A 19,031-nucleotide genomic window follows, 5' to 3' on the forward strand; every position below is an offset into this window, starting at 1 on the left:
GCGCGCCCCTGTTCTAACCCCCCCGCCCGTCGCCGGGCATGCCCGCTGCGCTCGCTGGCGCTCGCTCCGCGTGCCTGCCCGTGGTCTGTGGCTGAGGCTCAGACCGCCGGGTCGCTGCGCTCGCTCCGCGTGCCTGCCCGTGACCTGCGCTGGGGTCGGCGGCAGTGGGGCGGAAAGTGGTGAACCCGGCATGCTTCCCGCAAGTAACGTGATCAAACATCTATACTCAGCCCGCCAGGTTCGTTCACGAAGGGGCCCGGGGTGCGCAAAGTACTGGTCAGTGGGGCGGCGTTCGCCGCGACGTGTGTCTCCGCCGTAGCCGTACCGATGGCCGCCCAGGCCACCACTCCCGGGCCGAGCCCGACGCCTTCGGTGTCGGCCCCGTCGGACGTCCCCACGGGCGCTCCGGGGTCCGACGCGCCCACCGGTGCTCCCGGAAGCGGCGCGCCGGGAAGCGAGTCGCCGTCCGGGACGCCGTCGACGCAGTCCCCGGACGGGGAGCCGGAGGCCGCCGGCGGCGGCACCGACGGCGTCGTCCGCGCCAAGGCCGTCATGGTCACCCCCAAGCTCCCGCGGTCCGCGACGTACAACTACGGGCCGTCCGCGAGCCAGCGCGTCGACGCCTACTGGCAGCCGACCCCGGCGCAGCGGGCCAAGACCCGCGGCGACGCCAGGCGCAACGCCGCGGGCGGCGCCCGGAGCGCTACCCGGCCCGGCGTGCTGATCATCCACGGCGGCTACTGGATGGGCGGCAGCAAGGACAGCTGGAAGTACTTCGCGCGGAGGCTGAGCGACGCCGGCTACGTCGTCCTGTCGGCGAACTACCGGCTCGCGCCGAAGGCGCAGTGGCCCGCGCAGCGCGACGACGCCCTCGGCGCCCTCCGGTTCATGAAGAAGCACGCCCGCACCTGGAACCTCGACCCCGACCGCATCGTGGTGCTCGGCTCGTCGTCCGGCGGGCAGCTCGCGACGCAGATCGGCACCCACGGGACCGGCACGGACCTCGTCCGCGGCGTCGTGGCGCTGTCGCCGCCGAACAACCCGTTCCTGGCCTACAAGGACGGCGCGGCGACCGAGGCCTCGTCCCGCCAGCGCAAGCTGCGCCAGGCCGTCGTGGACCTCGTCCACTGCGCGCCCGGCTCGCCGGAGGCCACCCTGGAGGCCGCGGACTGCTGGAAGCGCGTCGAGGACGCCGACAGCACCACGCACGCCTCCGCCGGCGACGCGCCGATGCTGCTGCTGCACGCCACCGGCGACTTCGTGCCGGTGACGCAGAGCCAGGGCCTGGCGAGCGCGCTGCGCGCCGCGGGCGTGCAGGTGAAGGTGCAGACGGTCGACGGCGTCATGCACGCCTCGGACATGCTGAACGTGGACGGCATCACGCCGGAGATCCTGCGCTGGATCAAGGCGCACACGCAGGCGCGCCCCTGACCCCGAAGGGGCGCGCCCCGGCGGGACGTCAGGCGTTCCAGACCATCAGGACGAGGATCACCAGCCAGATCAGCGCGATGACGCCGGAGATGGCGGCGATCCGGCCGCGCTCCACCTGGGCGACCTCGCCGGCCGCGGGCTTCGCCGCCACCGGCGTCTCCCCGGTGGTCTTCGCGGCGCCGTCCTCGGCCTCGGCGGCGGCCTCCGCCTCGGCCTGGGGCGCGGCCGCCGCGGCGGCCGGAGCCGAGGCGGCCGCCGGGCCCGCCTCGTCCAGCAGCTTCGCGGCCTTCCGCTGGTCCCGCTCCACGATCAGCAGCAGCACCAGCGCGACGATGAACAGCGTCATCGACACCGACAGCCACGCCTGCGCGAAGTGGCCCTCGGCCAGCCACAGCCCGAACAGGAAGATCAGCAGCGTGCCGACGCCGTAGATCTGGGTGGTGCGGTTCAGGTACCGCACCACGGTGGCGTTCCGGTTGCGGATGTAGCGCGGCGTGGACATCGTCGCGGCGGTCAGCGGGCCCAGCGTGAAGATCGCGAACCCGATGTGCAGGATGAGCAGGATGCGGTCGGAGGTCGACATGTGCCGACCCTAGCGCCGACCGCGCCCTAGCGGCGGCCCCTGCGGACCCTCAGGTAGTCGCTGACGACGTACTCGCCGAGCCGGTCGGCGTCCGGCGCGAACACCCGGCCGCCGTTGCGGCGCGCGACCTCCTCCACGAACGACACCAGCCGCCGGTCGTCGGCCAGCATGAAGAAGTTCATGGTGGCGCCGCGCCGGGTCATCTTGTCGACCTCGGCCAGGGTGAGCACCAGCGTGTCCGTGGACGGCGGGTAGTCGAACAGCGAGCGGCCGTCCGGGCGCAGGTGCGCGGTCGGCTCCCCGTCGGTGACGACGAGGACGATCGGCTCGAAGTCGGGATGCCGGTCCAGGTGCCGGCCCGCGATCATCAGCGCGTGGTGCAGGTTCGTGCCCTGCACCATGTCCCAGTCGAGCCCGGCCATCTCCTCGGGGTGCAGCGTCCGCGCGTAGTTGGAGAACCCGATGATCTGGATCGCGTCCTGCGGGAACTTGCTGGTGACGAGGGTGTGCAGGGCGAGCGTCGTCTGCTTGGCCGCCGCCCACGTCCCGCGCAGCACCATCGAGTACGACAGGTCCACCAGCAGGCAGACCGCCGCGCCCGTGCGCCGCTCGGTCTCGTGCACCTCGAAGTCGTCGACGCCGAGCCGCACCCGCGCCGGACGCGCCGGACCGCGCCGGTCCACCGCGTCGGCGCCCACCGGCTCCAGCACCTCGGCCGCGGCGAGGGACTCCAGGGACGCCGCCGGGGCCGCGACGAGTCCGGCCGCCACGTCGGGCACCGGGCCCTCCATCGCGCTGCGGCGGATCGCGTTGCTCACCGTCCGGACGACGTCGAGGGGCTGCTCGTCTCCGAACCGCCACTCCCGGCTGGACCCGGTCAGCTCGCCCGCCTGGCCGGCGTCGCGCTGGTCGTGGTCGCCCTGCCGGCCCGACGTCAGCTGCGAGAACACCCGGCGCAGCGCCGTCTCGCCGAGCCGCCGCACCGCCTTCGGCGTCAGCTCCAGCTTCCCGCGGTTGCGCCGCAGGTAGCCCTGCTTCTCCAGCTCCTTCTCCAGGCGGCGCAGCGCGTCGAGGTCGTCGACGGCCTGCCGGCCGAGCGCCCGCCGGACGGCGTCCTCGTCGATGTCGTCGAGCCGCGCGCCGGGGTAGTCCTGGCCGAGCGCCGCCTCCAGCTCCGACAGGTCCGCGAGCTCCGCCAGCGCGGTCGTCGCGTCGCCCATCCCGAGCGGGTTCTCGCCGTCCATCTGCTCCGGCTGGCCCCAGCCGAGGTCGGGCCTGCGCGCGCGCAGCGCGTCACCGAGCCGGGTCATCTCCATCGCGAGGCCCGCGTCCTGCATGGCCTGCTCCATCAGCCCCGCCAGCTCGGCGCGCTGCTCCGGGCTGAGCGAGGCGAGCAGCCGGTCCATCGCGGCGGCGCGGCGGGCGAGCTGGTCGACCAGCTCCTCCAGGTTCTCCGGACGCTCGGGGAACATGTCCCCGTACTCGTCCATGAACCGGTCGAAGTCGGCCTGGGTGTGCTCGCCCCGCGCGTCCTTCTCCAGCATCCCGTTCAGCGACGCCATCATGTCCTTGACGCGCTGCATCGCCGCCGGGTCCTGGTTCTCCAGGGCCTGCTTCATGCCCTGGAACTGCGCGTCCAGCACCTCCCGCCGCAGCAGGTCCTTCAGCTGCTCGAACGTTTGCCGCGCCGCGTCGGACCGCCACTGGTAGTCCGACAGCCGCCGGATCGCCTGCGACGTGTCGGACGGCAGCGTGTCCAGCTCCGCCTCCCGCAGCCGCGCGTCGTCGGACGGGTCGGGGAACAGCTCGGCCCGCTCCTGCCCGATCGCGGTGTCGAGCAGCGCCCGCGCCTCCTCCAGCGTGCCGTCGAGACGGCCCCGCTCGCGCAGCGCGCGCCGCCGCTCCCGCACCTCGCGGAGCAGGTCGTCGAGGCCGCGGCGGCCCTGCGCGTTCGGCAGCCCGCGGCGCAGCAGCTCCCGCAGCGCGTCGTCGGGACGGGTGCCGTCCAGCACCGAGTCGCCCATCGCGTCCAGCGCGTCGCGGACGTCGTAGGGCGGCGCCAGCGGGTCGGGCCCGTCCTCGTACGCGCCGTACCTGTACCGGCTCATCGAACCTCCTCGGACATGGCGCCTCCAGGACCCGCGATCAGGTCCGGTACGTCGCCGTCCCGTCGGCCCGGCCGCCCTGAACGTCCTTGGACAGCCGCCGGGTCAGGAACAGCCCTTCCAGGGCGAACTCCAGCGCGGCCGCGGCCTGCTCGGGGGAGTCCCCCGACATGCCGAGCCGTTCCATGATCTTGGCGAGGCCGGGCACCTGCCCGATCCTGCGCAGCAGCTCGGTGGAGGACACCAGCTCGCCCGACTCGACGGTGTCGCCGGAGTCGAACTTGTCCAGCAGCCCGGACAGGTCGGCGGGGCCGAGCGTCCGCCGGTAGGTCTCGGCGATCGCGCGGCGCAGCAGGTGCTCGAGCACCTCCTGCTCGCGGCCCTCCTCGCTGACCTCGAACTCCACCTTGCCCATCAGCGACGGCACCACCGCCGGCAGGTCGCACACGCGCGCGACGGCGCGCTCCTCGCCGGCCAGCGCCGCGCGCCGCACCGCGCCCGCCGCGACGGTCTCCGCGCCCGCCAGCGCGAACCGCGCCGACACGCCCGACCGCGCGTCCACCGCCGTCGACTCCCGGACGAGCCGGGTGAACCGGGCGATGACCTCGATCAGGTGGTCGGGCACCTCGGCGGGCAGCCCCGCCAGGTCCGCGAAGTCGGACTCCTGCCGGATCAGCGCCAGCTCGGCGTCCAGCTCGAGGGGGTAGTGGGTGCGGATCTCCGCGCCGAAGCGGTCCTTCAGCGGGGTGATGATCCGGCCGCGGTTGGTGTAGTCCTCCGGGTTGGCGGACGCGACGAGCAGCACGTCCAGCGGCAGCCGCAGCGCGTAGCCGCGGATCTGCACGTCCCGCTCCTCCAGCACGTTCAGCAGCGCCACCTGGATCCGCTCGGCCAGGTCGGGCAGCTCGTTGATGGAGAAGATCCCGCGGTTGGTGCGCGGGACGAGGCCGAAGTGCACGGTCTCCGGGTCGCCGAGGGTGCGGCCCTCGGCCACCTTGATGGGGTCGACGTCGCCGATGAGGTCGCCGACGCTGGTGTCGGGGGTGGCGAGCTTCTCGCCGTAGCGGTCGTCGCGGTGCCGCCACTCGACCGGCAGCTCGTCGCCGAGCTCGGCGGCGAGCCGGCGGCAGCGCACGCACACCGGGTCGTAGGGATGGTCGTTGATCTCGCAGCCGGCCACCACCGGGGTCCACTCGTCCAGCAGCCCGCCCAGGGTGCGGATCAGCCGCGTCTTGCCCTGCCCGCGCTCGCCGAGCAGCACGAGGTCGTGGCCGGCGAGCAGGGCGCGCTCGAGATGGGGGAGGACGGTGTCGTCGAAGCCGAGGATGCCGGGGAAGCGCGGCTCGCCGGATCTCAGCCGGGCGAGCAGGTTGTGGCGGATCTCGGCCTTCACCGTTCGCTGGACGTGGCCGCTGGTGCGCAGCTCGCCCAGTGTGGTCTCGCGTGGTGTGGATGAACGCACGCGATCGACACTACGTCGCCGACGCGCGCGATCGCACCTGTGCGCCGCGGATTCCTCGTCCCCCGCGTCCGGGCGCGCCGCGGCCTTGGCGGGACCGGGATGTTGGGTCAGATGCGTCCGGCGGGGGAGACTGGGAGATGTGATGCGACCCGGTGAACGGAGTGAGGGAGGCGGCGCCGATGGCGCGATTCGGTGACGGCCTGGCCCTCGGCCCCGATCTGTCCAGTGCCGCCGTGTCCGCGGTCGAGCAGGCGCTCGCGCCGCTGTCCGCGGCGCCCGACCTGGTCTGCGTCTTCATCTCCGGGGACGACCCGGAGGAGATCGCGGCCGCGGCGCGGCGCGCGGCGCTGTCCGCGTCGCCCGCGCTGGTGATCGGCTGCAGCGCGTCCGGAGTGATCGGCGGGGGCCGGGGCGTGGAGGACGCGGGCGCGGTCAGCGCGTGGGCGGCGGTGCTGCCCGGCGCGCGGCTGGAGGCGTTCCGGCTGGAGACGCTGAAGGCGGAGGACAAGCTGATCGTGGTCGGCATGCCGGAGGGGCAGGACGACGACGTGGTGGGGCTGCTGCTGGCCGACCCCTACAGCTTCCCGGTGGACGCGTTCGTCGAGCGGTCCGACGACGCGCTGCCCGGCCTCGCGCTCGTCGGCGGCCTCGCGGAGGCGGGCGAGCACGGCGAGGCGCGGCTGTTCGTGGACGGCGACGTGTACGAGGACGGCGCGGTCGGCGTGGTCATCGGCGGCGCCGTCACCGCCGCGACCGTCGTCAGCCAGGGCGCCCGGCCGATCGGCCCGGACATGGTGGTGACGAAGGCCGACGAGAACGTGCTGTACGAGCTGGCGGGCGTGCCGGCGCTGGAGAAGCTGGAGCAGATCGTCCTGGAGCTGCCCGAGGACGAGCAGGAGCTGGCCGGCCGCGGCCTGCTGATCGGCGTCGCGATGGACGAGTACGCCGACGAGCACGAGCGCGGCGACTTCCTCGTCCGCGGGGTGGTCGGCGCCGACACCGACAGCGGCGCGATCGCGATCGGCGACGTGGTGGACGTGGGGCGGACCGTCCGGTTCCAGGTCCGCGACGCGGGCGCGGCGGAGGAGGAGCTGACCGCGCTGCTGGAGCGGTTCGACCTCGCGCCGGTCGAGGGCGCGCTGCTGATCTCCTGCAACGGCCGGGGGCAGGCGATGTTCCCCGACTCCGACCACGACGCCAAGGTGCTCGACCGGGCGTTCGGGCCGGCCGGGGTCGGCGGGTTCTTCGCCGCCGGCGAGATCGGCCCGGTCGCCGGGCGCAACCACGTGCACGGGTTCACCGCGTCGATCCTGGCGTTCGGCCGGGCGGGGGACCGGTGATGGCGGCTGCGGATCCGGCCTCGGGTTCGGGTCCGGCCGCACCGGTCCTGGCGGTGGACATCGGCGGGACGAAGCTGGCCGCGGCGGTCGTCGAGCAGGGCGGGCGCGTCGTCGCCTACGACCGTGTCGCCACCCCCAACGGGGAGGGGCTGGACGCCGAGGGCCTGTGGCGGACGCTCCAGGGCCTGCTCGACAAGGTGCACGCCGACGCGGGCTCCCCGGTGCTCGCGGGCGTCGGCTGCGGCTGCGGCGGCCCGATGACGTGGCCGGCCGCCGAGGTGTCGCCGCTGAACATCCCCGCCTGGCGGGGGTTCCCGCTGCGCGCGCGGCTCCGCGGCCGGTATCCGGGGCTGCCCGTCCGCGTCCACAACGACGCCGTCTGCGTCGCGATCGGCGAGCACTGGCGCGGCGCGGGGCGCGGCCGCAGCAACCTGCTCGGGATGGTGGTGTCCACCGGCGTCGGCGGCGGCCTGATCCTCGGCGGGCGGCTCGTGGACGGCGCGAGCGGCAACGCCGGGCATATCGGGCACGTGGTCGTCGAGCCGTCCGGCCCGCCGTGCGAGTGCGGCGGCCACGGCTGCCTGGAGGCGATCGCCCGCGGCCCCGGGCTGGTCGCGTGGGCGCGCGGCGAGGGCTGGCGGCCCGGCGGGCAGGACGTCACGGGCGTCGAGCTGGCGTCCGACGCGCGCCGCGGCCATCCGGTCGCGGTCGCCGCGATGCGCCGCGCGGGCCACGCCATCGGCGTCGCGCTCGCGTCGGCGACCCACCTGTGCGACCTGGACGTCGTCGCGATCGGCGGCGGTGTGTCGCAGGCGGGCGCTCTGCTGTTCGACCCGGTGGAGGAGGCGTTCCGGGCGCACGCCCGGATGGAGTTCGCGCGCAAGACGCAGATCGTCCCGGCGGCGCTCGGGCAGACCGCCGGGCTGATCGGCGCCGCCGCGCTGATCTTCGCGCAGGACCGCTACTGGAACGCGGCCGACTGACCGGCGCCCCGTGCGGCCCGTGGGAGGATCGGGGGATGAGTGCCGTCTTCATCGACGAAGTACGCGCCGCGCGGGACCTCCTCCGCGACGTGGCGGTGCCCACCCCGCTGATCTCCTCCCGGGTGCTGTCGGAGCTCATCGGCGGTCCGGTGCTGCTGAAGTGCGAGAACCTGCAGCGCACCGGCTCCTTCAAGATCCGCGGCGCGTACGTGCGGATCGCCCGGCTGACCGAGGACGAGCGGGCCCGCGGGGTCGTCGCCGCCAGCGCCGGGAACCACGCGCAGGGCGTCGCGCTCGCCGCGTCCATGCTGGGCTGCCGGTCGACGGTGTTCATGCCGGTCGGCGCGCCGCTGCCGAAGATCGCGGCGACCAAGGGGTACGGCGCGCAGGTGCGGTTCCCCGGCCCGACCGTCGACGACTGCCTCGTCGCGGCGGAGAAGTACGCCGAGGAGACCGGCGCGGTCTTCATCCACCCGTTCGACCACCTGGACGTGGTCGCCGGGCAGGCGACGATCGGGCTGGAGATCCTCGAGCAGTGCCCGGACGTCGCGACCGTCGTCGGCGCGGTCGGCGGAGGCGGGCTGATGTCCGGCGTCGCGGCGGCGGTGAAGGGCGCAGCGAAGGAGCTCGGCCGCGACTCCGGCGTCAAGGTGATCGGGGCGCAGGCCAAGCGCGCCGCCGCGTTCCCGCCGTCGCTCGCGGCGGGCCTGCCCGTCCGCGTCGAGCTGCAGCCGACCATGGCGGACGGTATCGCCGTCGGGCGGCCGGGCGACATCACCTACGGGCTGGTCAGCGAGCTCGTCGACGCCGTCGTCACGGTGACCGAGGAGTCGATCTCGCAGGCGCTGCTGCTCTGCCTCGAACGCGCCAAGCAGGTCGTCGAGCCCGCGGGCGCGGCCGGGGTCGCGGCGCTGCTGGAGCACTCGTACGCGGTGAAGCCGCCGGTCGTCGTGCTGCTGTCGGGCGGCAACATCGACCCGCTGCTGCTGTCGAAGGTGCTGCGGCACGGCCTGGCGGGCGCGGGCCGGTACCTGGTCGTCCGGTGCCGCCTGAAGGACCGCCCGGGCGCGCTCGTCACGCTGCTGAGCGAGCTGGCCGAGATGGGCGTCAACGTGCTGGACGTGATGCACGAGCGGGTCGCGGCGCGGCTGCACGTCGAGGAGGCGGAGGTGCTGATGCACCTGGAGACCCGCGGCGCCGACCACTCCGAGGACGTCATCGGCCGCCTCCGCGCCAAGGGCTACACCCTCACGCTGAGTTGATTCGCATTGCCCTTGGCGGTCGGGCCCTGGGGGCCCCTCCCTTCGGCGGGCAATGCGTGCGATCGCTGCATCGCTCCGACTCGCCCTGGGGGCTCGCTGCGCGATCGGATTCTCGCTTCGCTCGAATCCGGCTTCGCTCGCGATCGCGACGGCCGGGGTCGTCGGCGGCTGGGGAGGAGAACCTGCTCGCTGCGGAGGGGGCGGGCGGGCCGCGCCCTCCGCAGCGTCGGTCAGAGGGCGGGCTTGCCCTCGGAGTAGAGCCACTTGGCGGCCCAGCCGCCGAGGTCCTTGTGCGCGACCTGCTGGGCGAACGCGACGAAGTCCTTCGTCGAGGCGTTGCCGTAGCGGTAGCGGGCCGGCCACGCCTTCAGCAGCTTGAAGAACGCCTTGTCGCCGATGGTCTGGCGCAGCACGTGGATCGCCATCGCGCCGCGGTCGTACACCAGGCCGTCGAAGATGTGGTCGCGGCCCGGGTCGGCGACCTTGCCCTTCCAGAGGTCGTCGGTCGCCGGGGTCGCGTAGTCGGCGTCGAAGGCCTGCTGGACGGTCTTGCCGCCGTGCGCCGCGTTGTACAGCCACTCCGAGTACGTGGCGAAGCCCTCGTTCAGCCAGATGTCGGCCCAGCGCCGCGGCGACACCGCGTCACCGAACCACTGGTGGCCGAGCTCGTGCGCGAGGAGGTCGCCGGACGGGATCGCGCCCGGGTGGCGGCCCAGGTCGTACACTGGGCGGCCCTGGGTCTCCAGCGCGTAGCCGACCCCGGCCTTCACCGTGATGCCGCCGGTGGAGCTGTAGGGGTAGCGGCCGTACAGCCCGGACTCGAAGTCCACGACCTCGGCCGTCTGCTGGTTGAACTTCTTCGCGTCCGCCGCCGAGATCGCCATCGCGCGGTCCGTCGCGGTCAGGTTCGGGACGCCGCCCTTCGTGCGCCCGTTGACCACGTCGTACTTGCCGAACGCGACCATGGCCAGCTCGCTGGCCATCGGGCTGCGCATCTCCCAGCGGGTGGTGGTGAGCCCCCCGGCGGTGCGCGTGCCGGTCAGGTCGCCGTTGGCCAGCGTGGTGAGGTCCTTCGGCGCGGTGAGCGCGAACGAGTACGTCGCCTTGTCGGTCGGGTGGTCGTTCACCGGGTAGACGGTGGCGGCGCCGATCGGCTGGTTCAGCATGATCCCGCCGTCGGCCGTCGGGACCCACCCGGACACGCCCAGCGCCGGGTCGTTGATCGTCTGCGGGACGCCGGAGTAGACGGCGCGGACCTGGAACCGGCGGTGCTCGCGCAGCCCCTTGCGCGGCGTGATCACCAGTTCCTGGGCGCCGGACCGGGTGTAGGACGCCGGGCGGCCGTCCACGGTCAGCGACGAGATCTTCAGCGGGCCCTGGAAGTCCAGGTCGAACCGGGACAGGTCCTGCGTGGCGCGCGCGGTGACGGTGGTGACGGCCTGGATCGCCTTGGTCTTCGGGTCGTAGCGCAGGGCGATGTCGTAGTGGGAGACGTCGAAGCCGCCGTTGCCCATGTCCGGGAAGTAGGGGTCGCCGGCCCCGGGCGCGCCCGGGGTGAACCGCACGGCGTCGGCGTCGGCGGGGGCCGCCGCCGACACCATGAGGCCCGCCGCGGCGCCGAGCGCCACGGCGGCAAGAGCTCTGGGGGTTCTGCTCATCGATCTCGTCCTCAGGTGAGACGACACAAGTGGATCAAGGATTTCCGTTGCCACCGCGGTGTTCAAGCGCGTTTCCATCTCGAATTCGTTGATCCGGGACGGATTTCGCTGCGGAACCGGAACGGGGCGGCGGTACGGGCTGTGGACAAGGCGCCGCCGCCCACCGCTCCGGCGAGCCGACCCGGGGGCCGTCCGCGCGGACGGCGGACGGTCCGGAAGGTCCGTTCACTGCTGGATGGTGCCGTACGGGCGGCCCGCCCGGTGCGGGAAACGGCCGCGCTTTCCGAGACCGTTGCCGTCCCTTGTCACTTCGCGGGGCGGCCCTTGCGGTACAGCCAGGCGTCGAAGAAGGCGTCCAGGCTCTTGCCGGACACCTTGTTCGCCAGCGCGATGAACTCCTTCGTCGTCCCGGTCGAGTACTTGTGCTCCTTGGTCCACGTCTGGAGCAGCCTGTAGAAGGCCGGCTCGCCGATCCGGCCGCGCAGCGCGACCAGCGTCATGCCGCCCCGGTCGTACACCGAGCGGCCGAACATCTGGCGGCGGCCCGGGTTGCCCGGCGGCACGTCCCACAGCTCGCCGGCCGAGCCCTCCCGGTACCGCTGGTCGAACTGGTCCTGGACGCTCGGCCCGCCGGACTTCTCGCCCCACAGCCACTCCGCGTACGTCGCGAAGCCCTCGTTCAGCCAGATGTCCTGCCAGCGGCCGACGCTGACGCTGTCGCCGAACCACTGGTGCGACAGCTCGTGCGCGACGACCGTCGGCTGGAGGCCGAACGCCCCGTACACGGGGCGCGTCTGGGTCTCCAGCGCGAAGTCGACCTGCGCGTTGTCGATCAGGCCGCCGGTGGAGTCGAACGGGTACGGGCCGAACAGCTTCGACCACTGGTCGATGACCTCGGCGTTCAGCTTGGCGAACGCGTCCACGTTCACGCCGGGGACGCTCGGGTCCACCGCGGTGATGACCGGGATGCCGCCGGAGGTCTTGCTCGTCCGGACCGAGAAGCGGCCGACGTCCACGGTCGCCAGGTACGTCGCCATCGGCTGCTTGACGTGCCAGGTCGTGGTGGTCGTGGCGCGGCGGTCGGCGGCCGGGACGACCGACGGGCCGCCGTTCGGCGACCCGCCGCCGGGCGACTCCCCGCCGCCCGAGCCGCCGCCGGGCGCACCGGGGAGGCCGGGCGTGCCGCCGCCGTCCGACCCGGTCACCGGCGTCGTGGGCTCGCCGTTGGCGATCGCCGTGAGCCCCTGCGGCACCGTGACCTCGAAGTCGAACGTGGCCTTGTCGCTCGGATGGTCGTTGGCGGGGAACCAGGTGTGCGCGCCGCTCGGCTCGCAGGCGATGAAGACCCCGTCGGACGTGCGGACCCACCCGTAGGTGCCGAGGATCGGGTCGGAGATGGTGCGCGGCGTCCCCGCGTACTTCACCACGGTGGTGAACTTCGCGCCCTTCGCCAGCTCCTTGGCCGGCGTCACCTCCAGCTCGCTGCCCGCCCGCTGCTGCCGCGCGGGCCTGCCGTCCACGGTGATGGAGGAGATGGTGAGGCCGGTCAGGTCCAGGTTGAAGCGGCCGAGCGTCTCCTTGGCCGTCGCGGTGATCGTCGCCGTCGCGTTCAGCTCGGTGGACGCGTCCGGCGTGATGTTCAGCTTCAGGCTGTAGTTCTGGACGTCGTAGCCGCCGTTCCCGTCGCCCGGGACGTACGGGTCGCCGGCGGTCGTCGGCCCGGCCGGGCCCGCGGCGGCGGCCGAGGACGGCCCGGACCCCGACCCGCGGTCGCCGATGGAGACCTCGCAGGCGGCGGTCAGCGAGCCCGCGACGGCGAGCGCGGCCAGCCCGGCGGTCCCGCGGAACGCGCCGCCGCGCAGCACGGTGCCCCGAAGCGCGGTGCCGCGAAGTACGGTGCCGCCGAGCACGGTGCCGCGGAGCAGGGCGCCGCGCGGGGCGGCGCCGCGGCCGCGGCGGCGAGGGCGGGGGCTGGGGGAGTATCCGGCCATATGCACGCCGCCCAGCCTGCCCGTGCCGGGGCGTGCCCGGCAACTCCGAAAGCCGTCAGCGGCGCACGTACGGGTCGGGGAGGTGCGCGCCGGCCTTGATGACGACGGTCCGCGCGACCTTGTCGTGCAGCGCCTGCTTGCGCGGGTCCCACAGGATCCACAGCACGTCGATGAGCCCGATGCAGCCGCAGATGCCGCCGAGGACGGTGTAGAAGGCGGACCGGCCCGCCGCCTGCCCGGTCGTGACCGCCAGCCCGTCGTCCTGCCGGACGACCCGGATCTTCAGCAGCATCTTGCCGAGCGTCTGGCCCCACCTGGCCGTCATCAGCCAGAAGTAGAGGAAGCCCAGCACGACGCTGACCGCGTTGGTGCCGACCCGGGCGCCGTCGTACATGGTGCCGTTGTTGTGGATCACGTGGTCCCAGTCCACGAACGGCAGCGAGATCAGCCCGACGACGATCCCGACGATGATGCCGTCGATGATGGCCGCGCCGAGGCGGGCCCACCGGCTCGCCAGCCCGGCGGACGGGTCGGCGTACTCGCCCGGGCCGCCCTGGTAGCGGGGGAGCCCGCCGTAGGGGTCGCCCTGACCCGGGTAGGGCTGCTCCTGCCCGTACCCCGGCTGCCCGTATCCGGGTTGCCCGCCGTAGGGCTGCTGCTCGCCGTAGCCGGGCTGGCCGTAGCCCGGCTGCTGCTGGCCGTAGCCGGGCTGGCCGCCGTACGGCGGACCGGTGTACGGGCCCGGCTGTTCCGGTTGCCCCTGCGGTTGCTGCCCGTGCGGCCGGTCCTCCGGCTGGTCCCCGGACCGAGGGTCATTGGGCGGTTGCGTCATGCCTGAGAGGTTCGCCGCGCCGCGTCCGTCCAAACCTCGCCGACGTCGGCGGACACCGGAACGTTACCGCCGTGATGATCAAGGGTTGCCGCCGGGCCGGGGATCATGTACGGGCGTACGGGTCCGGCGCCCACGCCGGCGCTCGCACCACCACCGTCCCCGCCACCTTGTCGTGGACGGCCCGCCGGTCGCGGTCCCACAGGATCCACGCGTTGTCGAGCAGCGCGACGAACCCGAACAGGCCCCCGAACGGGACCAGGAGGGTCAGCGCCGTGGTGATGGCGTCGGTCAGGAAGACGAACCCCTGCCGCGCGATGATCTGCCCCCAGCCCGCGGCCGTGCGGTCGTCCGCCCGCACGACGCGGATCCCGACCGCGCGCTTCCCGATCGTCTTTCCCCATACGGCGTGCTGGACCGTGTAGTAGGCGACGCCCAGGAGCATCGCGACGGCATAGCCGACCGCCAGGCGCGGGAGGTCGTAGGCGTCCAGCGGGTTGTCGAGGCTCTGCCCGGTGTCGGCGACCTCCCGCAACCGGTCCCAGCGGATGGCGAACAGCACGACCGGCACGTTGAAGAGGCCGACGATGAACCTGTCGATGAGCCCCGCGGCGAACCGCAGCCCGCGGCTCGCGGGCGCGTTCGGGTCGACGGGCGCGAGGGACGGCGGGCCGTAGCCGGGGCCCGGCCCGTACGGGGCTTGCGGGTGGGGAGCCTGGCCGTAGGGCGGCTGACCGGGCCCGTACGGCGCCTGCGGAGCGCCCGGCCCCTGGCCATATCCGGCCTGGCCGGATTCGGGCGCCGGGTACCCGGCCGGGGGCGTGAAGGCCGGCTGCGGGCGCCCGGGAGGCGCGCCGTACATGCCCTGGTACGGCGGCGGCCGGTCGTCGGCCGGTTCCGCCGGGGCGGGGACGTCCGGCCGCTCCTGCGCGGACGGCGCGCCCGGGGAGGCCCAGCCCGGCTCGGGCGCCTCCGGGCGCGGTGCCGCTCCGGAAGGCTCGGGCGGCTCGGCGTTCTGCGGCGGTTCGGTCATAGCGCCACAGTGTGCCGGTCCGCGCCCTCGTCCGCCCGCCGGGCTCCTGACCGGCCCCGGACACCCTCGTTCCGGGCCGGCCAGGGCCGCACGGCGGCGGTGTCACAGGTTGCCGCGGCGCTCCTGCTCGCGCTCGATCGCCTCGAACAGCGCCTTGAAGTTGCCCTTGCCGAAGCCGAGCGACCCGTGCCGCTCGATCAGCTCGAAGAACACCGTCGGACGGTCCTGCACCGGCTTGGTGAAGATCTGCAGCAGGTAGCCGTCCTCGTCCCGGTCGACCAGGATGCGGCGCTTCTGCAGCTCCTCGATCGGCACCCGCACCTGGCCGATGCGCTCGCGCAGCTCCGCGTCCTCGTAGTAGGAGTCGGGGCTGTCGAGGAACTCCACGCCGGCCGCGCGCATCCGGTCCACCGACGCCAGGATGTCGTTGGTGGCCAGCGCGATGTGCTGCACGCCCGGCCCGCCGTAGAACTCCAGGTACTCGTCGATCTGCGACTTGCGCCTGCTCTCCGCCGGCTCGTTCAGCGGGAACTTCACCTTCCGGGTGCCGTCCGCGACGACCTTCGACATCAGCGCCGAGTACTCGGTCGCGATGTCGTCGCCGACGAACTCGGCCATGTCGGTGAAGCCCATGACGCGGTGGTAGAACTCGGCCCACTCGTCCATGCGCTCGACGTTGCCGACGCAGTGGTCGATCGCCTGGAAGTATCGCCCGGGGGAGCGACCCCCCGCACCCCCCGAGGACCGCTTCTCCGGCGGCTCGACGATCGGGGCGGCGGCCTCGAAGCCCGGCAGGTACGGGCCGCTGTAGTTGGAGCGGTCGACCAGCGAGTGCCGCGTCTCGCCGTAGGTGGCGATCGCCGCGATCGTCACCTTGCCGTGCTCGTCCTCCAGGACGTGCGGCTCCTCCAGGCCCGTGGCGCCCTTGGCGAGCGCGTGCCGGTAGGCGTGCTCGACGTCCGGCACCTCGATCGCCAGGTCGACGACCCCGTCCCCGTGCTCGGCGATGTGCCGGCCGATCGCGGTGCCCGCCTTCACCGGGCCGCGGAACACGAACCGGGCGCCGCCCGACTCCAGCACGTGCACCGCCTCGTCCGGGCTGCCGTTCTCCGGGCCGCGGTAGGCGACCCGGCGCATCCCGAAGGCGGTCGAGTAGTAGTGGGCCGCCTGCTTGGCGTTGCCCACGGCGAACACGACGGCGTCCATGCCCTTGACCGGAAACTCATCCATGCCCACCAATCTCGGCGTACGCCTACAAGGTGCGCAAGAGTCGCCGAAATCACTGCACAATCTGTACAGTAATCAGCGGAAACGACCGGTCGCTCTGTACAGCGTGACCAGGACCACAGCAGGGGAGGGCGCCGTGCCCATCGACGAGCTGGACGGACGGCTGATCGAGATGTTCGCCGCCGAGCCCCGCGTCGGCGTGCTGGAGGCGTCCCGCCGCCTCGGTGTCGCCCGCGGGACCGTCCAGGCCCGGCTGGACCGGCTGTCGCGCGACGGCGTCATCGCCGGGTTCGGCCCCGAGATCGACCCGGCGGCGCTCGGCTACGGCGTCACCGCGTTCGTGACGCTGCAGCTGCGGCAGGCCGGCGGCCACGACCCCGTCGCGCGCCGCCTCGCCCAGGTCCCGGAGGTGATCGAGGCGCACACGATCACCGGCCCCGGCGACATGCTCTGCCGCATCGTCGCGCGCAGCAACACCGACCTGCAGCGCGTCATCGACGTGCTCGTGGACGTCGCGGGCGTCGAGCGCGCGTCCTCGGTGATCTCCCTCGCCACCCAGATCCCCTACCGCACGCTGCCCCTCGTCCGGGAGGCGTCGGGCCGGACGGGCGGGTCCGGGCAAAACGACGGTCCGCCGCCCCGCTGAGCGGGACGGCGGACCGTGAAGCGCACTCCCGGCCGGTGACGCCGCTCGGGGAGCGGCGATCGCGGCGGGGGTCAGCCGCCGTAGGGGGTCGCGTCGAGGATCTCGACGGTCATGCTGCGGCCGTTCGGCAGCGCGTAGGTGGCCTTGTCGCCGACCTTCTTGCCGTTGATCGCCGCGCCGAGCGGCGACTTCGGGGAGTAGACGTCGATGGGCGCGCCGACCTCCTCGCGGGAGGCCAGCAGGAACGTGACCTCCTCGTCGTCGCCCTCGAAGGTGACCGTGACGGTCATGCCGGGGCCGACGACGCCCTCGGTGCGCGGCGCCTCGCCCACGCGCGCGTTCTCCAGGATGCCCTGGAGCTGGAGGATCCGGCCCTCGATCTTGCCCTGCTCCTCCTTGGCCGCGTGGTAGCCGCCGTTCTCGCGCAGGTCGCCTTCCTCCCGCGCCGCCTCGATCTTCTGAGCGATCTCGATGCGGCCCGGGCCCGACAGGTGGTCCAGCTCAGCCTTGAGCCGGTCGTACGCCTCCTGGGTCAGCCAGGTGACGTTGTCAGCGCGGGTCTCGGTCACGGGTACTCCTCATCCACATGTTGCGATCCTCGCCGGCCCTTCCGGGCGGGCGCCACATCGACATGAAGTGCGGCCGGGTGAAACCTCTAGCCTATCCGGTGTGTGCGGGTAAAGGTTCCCTGAACTCGGCGTGTGCAACCGGCCAATCGGGTTTCACCCGCCGACCGGACGATCCGGGCGTTCGCCGCCCGGACCCGGCGTCACGCCTTGCGGCAGCCCTGCACCTGGGCGCTGGTCGCCTTGCCCGGCGTCGGCAGCGTCTCCGACATGCCCGCCTTCGACGTCCCGGCCGGGATCGTGACGTCCCTCTTGGCGATCACGGCCATGTTCTCGTCGAAGGCCTGCAGCGTGCAGTGCACCACGTCCCCCTTCGGCTTGGCGACGGAGAAGTTCACCTCGATGGAGGCCGGGCCCGCGTCGTAGGTGATCAGCTGCGCGTCGATGCCGGGAGTCTGCCCCACGTGCGCGGCGATGAACCCGAAGCCGCCCGCCGCGACCGCGCACACGATCCCGATGATCACCAGGCCGAGCCGGCCGCGCTTGGGCTCGGCGGGCGCCTCGGGCGCCGGCACGCTCGTCGTCATCGCGGGGAATCTCCGTGCGGGGTGCGGACGTTGTCAGGGACAATTCTCGTCTGTAGGCGCGGGTGCTCCGAACCGGGGTCCGCCTTCACGGTCAGAACCGCTCGCTGAGAGGGAGATCCCCAGGTGTCCGAGGTCATCGACGATACGACGTGCGCCGGGCCGGACGGGGGCGCCGAACCGCTGCGCCTGATGGCGGTGCACGCCCACCCCGACGACGAGTCCAGCAAGGGCGCGGCCACGATGGCCCGGTACGTCGCCGAGGGCGTGGAGGTCATGGTCGTCACCTGCACCGGCGGTGAGCGCGGCGACATCCTGAACCCGGCGATGGACCGTCCGGAGGTCAAGGCCGACATCGGCAAGGTGCGCGAGGCCGAGATGGCGCGGGCCCGCGAGATCCTCGGCGTCCGGCAGCGCTGGCTCGGCTTCGTCGACTCCGGCTTCCCCGAGGGGGACCCGCTGCCGCCGCTGCCCGAGGGCTGCTTCGCGCTGGAGCCGCTCGAGACCGCCAGCGAGCCGCTGGTGCGCGCCGTCCGGGAGTTCCGCCCGCACGTCATGCTGACGTACGACGAGAAGGGCGGCTACCCGCACCCCGACCACGTGAAGTGCCACGAGGTGTCGGTGGAGGCGTTCGAGGCGGCCGGCGACCCGGAGCGCTACCCCGGCGCGGGCGACCCGTGGCAGCCGCTGAAGCTCTACTACCACATGACCTTCAGCAAGGACCGCATCCTCGCGCTGCACACCGCGATGGAGAAGGCGGGCCTGGAGTCGCCGTACCACGAGTGGATCGAGCGCTTCGAGGAGGAGAAGGAGAAGCGCGCGATGTGGGACGTCACGACCCGGGTCCCGTGCGCCGACCACTTCGAGACCCGTGACCGCGCGCTGCTGGCGCACGCGACCCAGATCGACCCCAACGGGTTCTGGTTCCGCGTCCCGCTGGACGTCCAGCGCGAGGCATGGCCGACCGAGGACTACCATTTGGCCAGGTCCCTGGTCGACACCGAGTTGCCGGAGGGCGACCTGTTCGCCGGCATCCGGGAGAAGGTGTGTCTGTAGTGCTTCCGCTCGCCCACGCCATTCCGCTCAACAACGACACGGTCAGCCCCGGCTTCCTCGGCTTCGGGGTGTTCCTGGCGCTGCTGATCGCGCTGGTGTTCCTCGTCCGCTCGATGAACAAGCAGATGAGGAAGATCCAGGCGCCCCGGGAGGCCGATCTCAAGCAGCAGGAATGGGAGCGGGCGCAGGCCGCCAAGGCCGCCGCGGCCGCCGACCGCGCGGCGGGCGACGAGTCCGCCGGCACCGCCTAGCCGGCGCGCCGGCAGGGCATCCCC

At 73.2% G+C, this 19,031-nt stretch carries 17 protein-coding genes; 7 read left to right on the forward strand and 10 right to left on the reverse strand.

The features are described 5' to 3' along the window. Window positions 1-261: 261 nt before the first annotated feature. Window positions 262-1,431 carry an alpha/beta hydrolase gene (locus tag ABT299_RS07590; protein WP_500250125.1) on the forward strand — a complete coding sequence of 390 codons (1,170 nt, stop codon included), beginning with the start codon at window positions 262-264 and terminating at the stop codon, window positions 1,429-1,431. Window positions 1,432-1,459: 28 nt separating this feature from the next. Here ABT299_RS07590 and ABT299_RS07595 read toward each other — a convergent pair whose 3' ends face one another. The 3 genes from ABT299_RS07595 to ABT299_RS07605 are packed head-to-tail and all read right to left on the reverse strand — an operon-like array spanning window position 1,460 to window position 5,581. After that, window positions 1,460-2,014, reverse strand: coding sequence for a DUF2269 family protein (locus ABT299_RS07595; protein WP_190861631.1), 555 nt, complete (start codon window positions 2,012-2,014; stop codon window positions 1,460-1,462). A 26-nt stretch (window positions 2,015-2,040) separates the two neighbouring features. Further along, window positions 2,041-4,122, reverse strand: coding sequence for a vWA domain-containing protein (locus ABT299_RS07600; RefSeq protein ID WP_500250126.1), 2,082 nt, complete (start codon window positions 4,120-4,122; stop codon window positions 2,041-2,043). A 37-nt stretch (window positions 4,123-4,159) separates the two neighbouring features. Continuing rightward, window positions 4,160-5,581, reverse strand: a complete 1,422-nt coding sequence (locus ABT299_RS07605; RefSeq protein WP_190861635.1) for a sigma 54-interacting transcriptional regulator — start codon at window positions 5,579-5,581, stop codon at window positions 4,160-4,162. A gap of 179 nt (window positions 5,582-5,760) precedes the next feature. On the opposite strand from ABT299_RS07605, the gene ABT299_RS07610 reads away from it, so the two are divergent. Genes ABT299_RS07610 through ilvA form a run of 3 tightly spaced genes read left to right on the forward strand, consistent with a single transcriptional unit; the run spans window position 5,761 to window position 9,166 of the window. Then, window positions 5,761-6,921, forward strand: coding sequence for an FIST signal transduction protein (locus ABT299_RS07610; protein ID WP_190861637.1), 1,161 nt, complete (start codon window positions 5,761-5,763; stop codon window positions 6,919-6,921). Then, a complete protein-coding gene (locus ABT299_RS07615) occupies window positions 6,921-7,904 on the forward strand; it encodes an ROK family protein (protein WP_500250127.1) in 984 nt (327 codons plus the stop codon). The genes ABT299_RS07610 and ABT299_RS07615 overlap by 1 nt, the downstream gene beginning before the upstream one ends. Window positions 7,905-7,939: 35 nt before the next feature. Further along, the gene (gene ilvA, locus ABT299_RS07620; RefSeq protein ID WP_500191533.1) at window positions 7,940-9,166 is read left to right on the forward strand and encodes a threonine ammonia-lyase; all 1,227 of its coding nucleotides are present in this window, start codon (window positions 7,940-7,942) and stop codon (window positions 9,164-9,166) included. A gap of 230 nt (window positions 9,167-9,396) precedes the next feature. On the opposite strand, the gene ABT299_RS07625 is transcribed toward ilvA, so the two are convergent. The 5 genes from ABT299_RS07625 to hppD form a co-directional block, all read right to left on the reverse strand. Further along, entirely contained in the window at window positions 9,397-10,824 is a 1,428-nt protein-coding gene (locus ABT299_RS07625; RefSeq protein ID WP_190861643.1) for a M1 family metallopeptidase, read from the reverse strand. A gap of 305 nt (window positions 10,825-11,129) precedes the next feature. Then, on the reverse strand, window positions 11,130-12,815 hold the full coding sequence (locus ABT299_RS07630) for a M1 family metallopeptidase (protein ID WP_190861723.1): 1,686 nt from the start codon (window positions 12,813-12,815) through the stop codon (window positions 11,130-11,132). A gap of 55 nt (window positions 12,816-12,870) precedes the next feature. Further along, the gene (locus ABT299_RS07635; protein WP_500250128.1) at window positions 12,871-13,647 is read right to left on the reverse strand and encodes an RDD family protein; all 777 of its coding nucleotides are present in this window, start codon (window positions 13,645-13,647) and stop codon (window positions 12,871-12,873) included. A gap of 103 nt (window positions 13,648-13,750) precedes the next feature. Continuing rightward, complete coding sequence (locus tag ABT299_RS07640; RefSeq protein ID WP_500250129.1) at window positions 13,751-14,677, reverse strand: RDD family protein; 927 nt, start codon at window positions 14,675-14,677, stop codon at window positions 13,751-13,753. A 102-nt stretch (window positions 14,678-14,779) separates the two neighbouring features. Then, window positions 14,780-15,907: a 4-hydroxyphenylpyruvate dioxygenase gene (gene hppD / locus ABT299_RS07645; RefSeq protein ID WP_500250130.1), complete on the reverse strand. Its 1,128-nt coding sequence runs from the start codon at window positions 15,905-15,907 to the stop codon at window positions 14,780-14,782. A gap of 133 nt (window positions 15,908-16,040) precedes the next feature. Here hppD and ABT299_RS07650 point away from each other — a divergent pair, with 133 nt between their 5' ends. Next, the gene (locus ABT299_RS07650) at window positions 16,041-16,550 is read left to right on the forward strand and encodes an Lrp/AsnC family transcriptional regulator (protein ID WP_347256897.1); all 510 of its coding nucleotides are present in this window, start codon (window positions 16,041-16,043) and stop codon (window positions 16,548-16,550) included. Window positions 16,551-16,621: 71 nt separating this feature from the next. Here the strand turns inward: ABT299_RS07650 and greA are convergent, their stop codons facing one another. Both greA and ABT299_RS07660 read right to left on the reverse strand, forming a co-directional pair. Further along, window positions 16,622-17,119: a transcription elongation factor GreA gene (gene greA, locus ABT299_RS07655; RefSeq protein WP_151598654.1), complete on the reverse strand. Its 498-nt coding sequence runs from the start codon at window positions 17,117-17,119 to the stop codon at window positions 16,622-16,624. 200 nt (window positions 17,120-17,319) lie between these two features. Then, window positions 17,320-17,703, reverse strand: coding sequence for a DUF4307 domain-containing protein (locus ABT299_RS07660; protein ID WP_190861653.1), 384 nt, complete (start codon window positions 17,701-17,703; stop codon window positions 17,320-17,322). Window positions 17,704-17,892: 189 nt separating this feature from the next. On the opposite strand from ABT299_RS07660, the gene mca reads away from it, so the two are divergent. Together mca and ABT299_RS07670 are read left to right on the forward strand one after the other, a co-directional pair. After that, window positions 17,893-18,756, forward strand: a complete 864-nt coding sequence (mca, locus tag ABT299_RS07665) for a mycothiol conjugate amidase Mca (RefSeq protein WP_190861725.1) — start codon at window positions 17,893-17,895, stop codon at window positions 18,754-18,756. After that, window positions 18,747-19,007, forward strand: a complete 261-nt coding sequence (locus ABT299_RS07670; protein ID WP_194737249.1) for a hypothetical protein — start codon at window positions 18,747-18,749, stop codon at window positions 19,005-19,007. Before mca ends, ABT299_RS07670 begins: the two co-directional genes overlap by 10 nt. Window positions 19,008-19,031 lie beyond the last annotated feature (24 nt).

Origin of the sequence: Spirillospora sp. NPDC000708, assembly GCF_040299565.1 — a bacterium.
Taxonomy (GTDB): Bacteria; Actinomycetota; Actinomycetes; order Streptosporangiales; family Streptosporangiaceae; genus Spirillospora.

What these genes read in the sequence shown, in the direction of transcription:
- ABT299_RS07595 (WP_190861631.1), bottom strand. Translation starts at nt 2,014, where the DNA reads ATGTCGACCTCCGACCGCATCCTGCTCATCCTGCACATCGGGTTCGCG.
- ABT299_RS07600 (WP_500250126.1), bottom strand. Translation starts at nt 4,122, where the DNA reads ATGAGCCGGTACAGGTACGGCGCGTACGAGGACGGGCCCGACCCGCTG.
- ABT299_RS07610 (WP_190861637.1), top strand. Translation starts at nt 5,761, where the DNA reads ATGGCGCGATTCGGTGACGGCCTGGCCCTCGGCCCCGATCTGTCCAGT.
- ABT299_RS07615 (WP_500250127.1), top strand. Translation starts at nt 6,921, where the DNA reads ATGGCGGCTGCGGATCCGGCCTCGGGTTCGGGTCCGGCCGCACCGGTC.
- ilvA (WP_500191533.1), top strand. Translation starts at nt 7,940, where the DNA reads ATGAGTGCCGTCTTCATCGACGAAGTACGCGCCGCGCGGGACCTCCTC.
- ABT299_RS07625 (WP_190861643.1), bottom strand. Translation starts at nt 10,824, where the DNA reads ATGAGCAGAACCCCCAGAGCTCTTGCCGCCGTGGCGCTCGGCGCCGCG.
- ABT299_RS07630 (WP_190861723.1), bottom strand. Translation starts at nt 12,815, where the DNA reads ATGGCCGGATACTCCCCCAGCCCCCGCCCTCGCCGCCGCGGCCGCGGC.
- ABT299_RS07635 (WP_500250128.1), bottom strand. Translation starts at nt 13,647, where the DNA reads ATGACGCAACCGCCCAATGACCCTCGGTCCGGGGACCAGCCGGAGGAC.
- ABT299_RS07640 (WP_500250129.1), bottom strand. Translation starts at nt 14,677, where the DNA reads ATGACCGAACCGCCGCAGAACGCCGAGCCGCCCGAGCCTTCCGGAGCG.
- hppD (WP_500250130.1), bottom strand. Translation starts at nt 15,907, where the DNA reads ATGGATGAGTTTCCGGTCAAGGGCATGGACGCCGTCGTGTTCGCCGTG.
- ABT299_RS07660 (WP_190861653.1), bottom strand. Translation starts at nt 17,703, where the DNA reads ATGACGACGAGCGTGCCGGCGCCCGAGGCGCCCGCCGAGCCCAAGCGC.
- mca (WP_190861725.1), top strand. Translation starts at nt 17,893, where the DNA reads ATGGCGGTGCACGCCCACCCCGACGACGAGTCCAGCAAGGGCGCGGCC.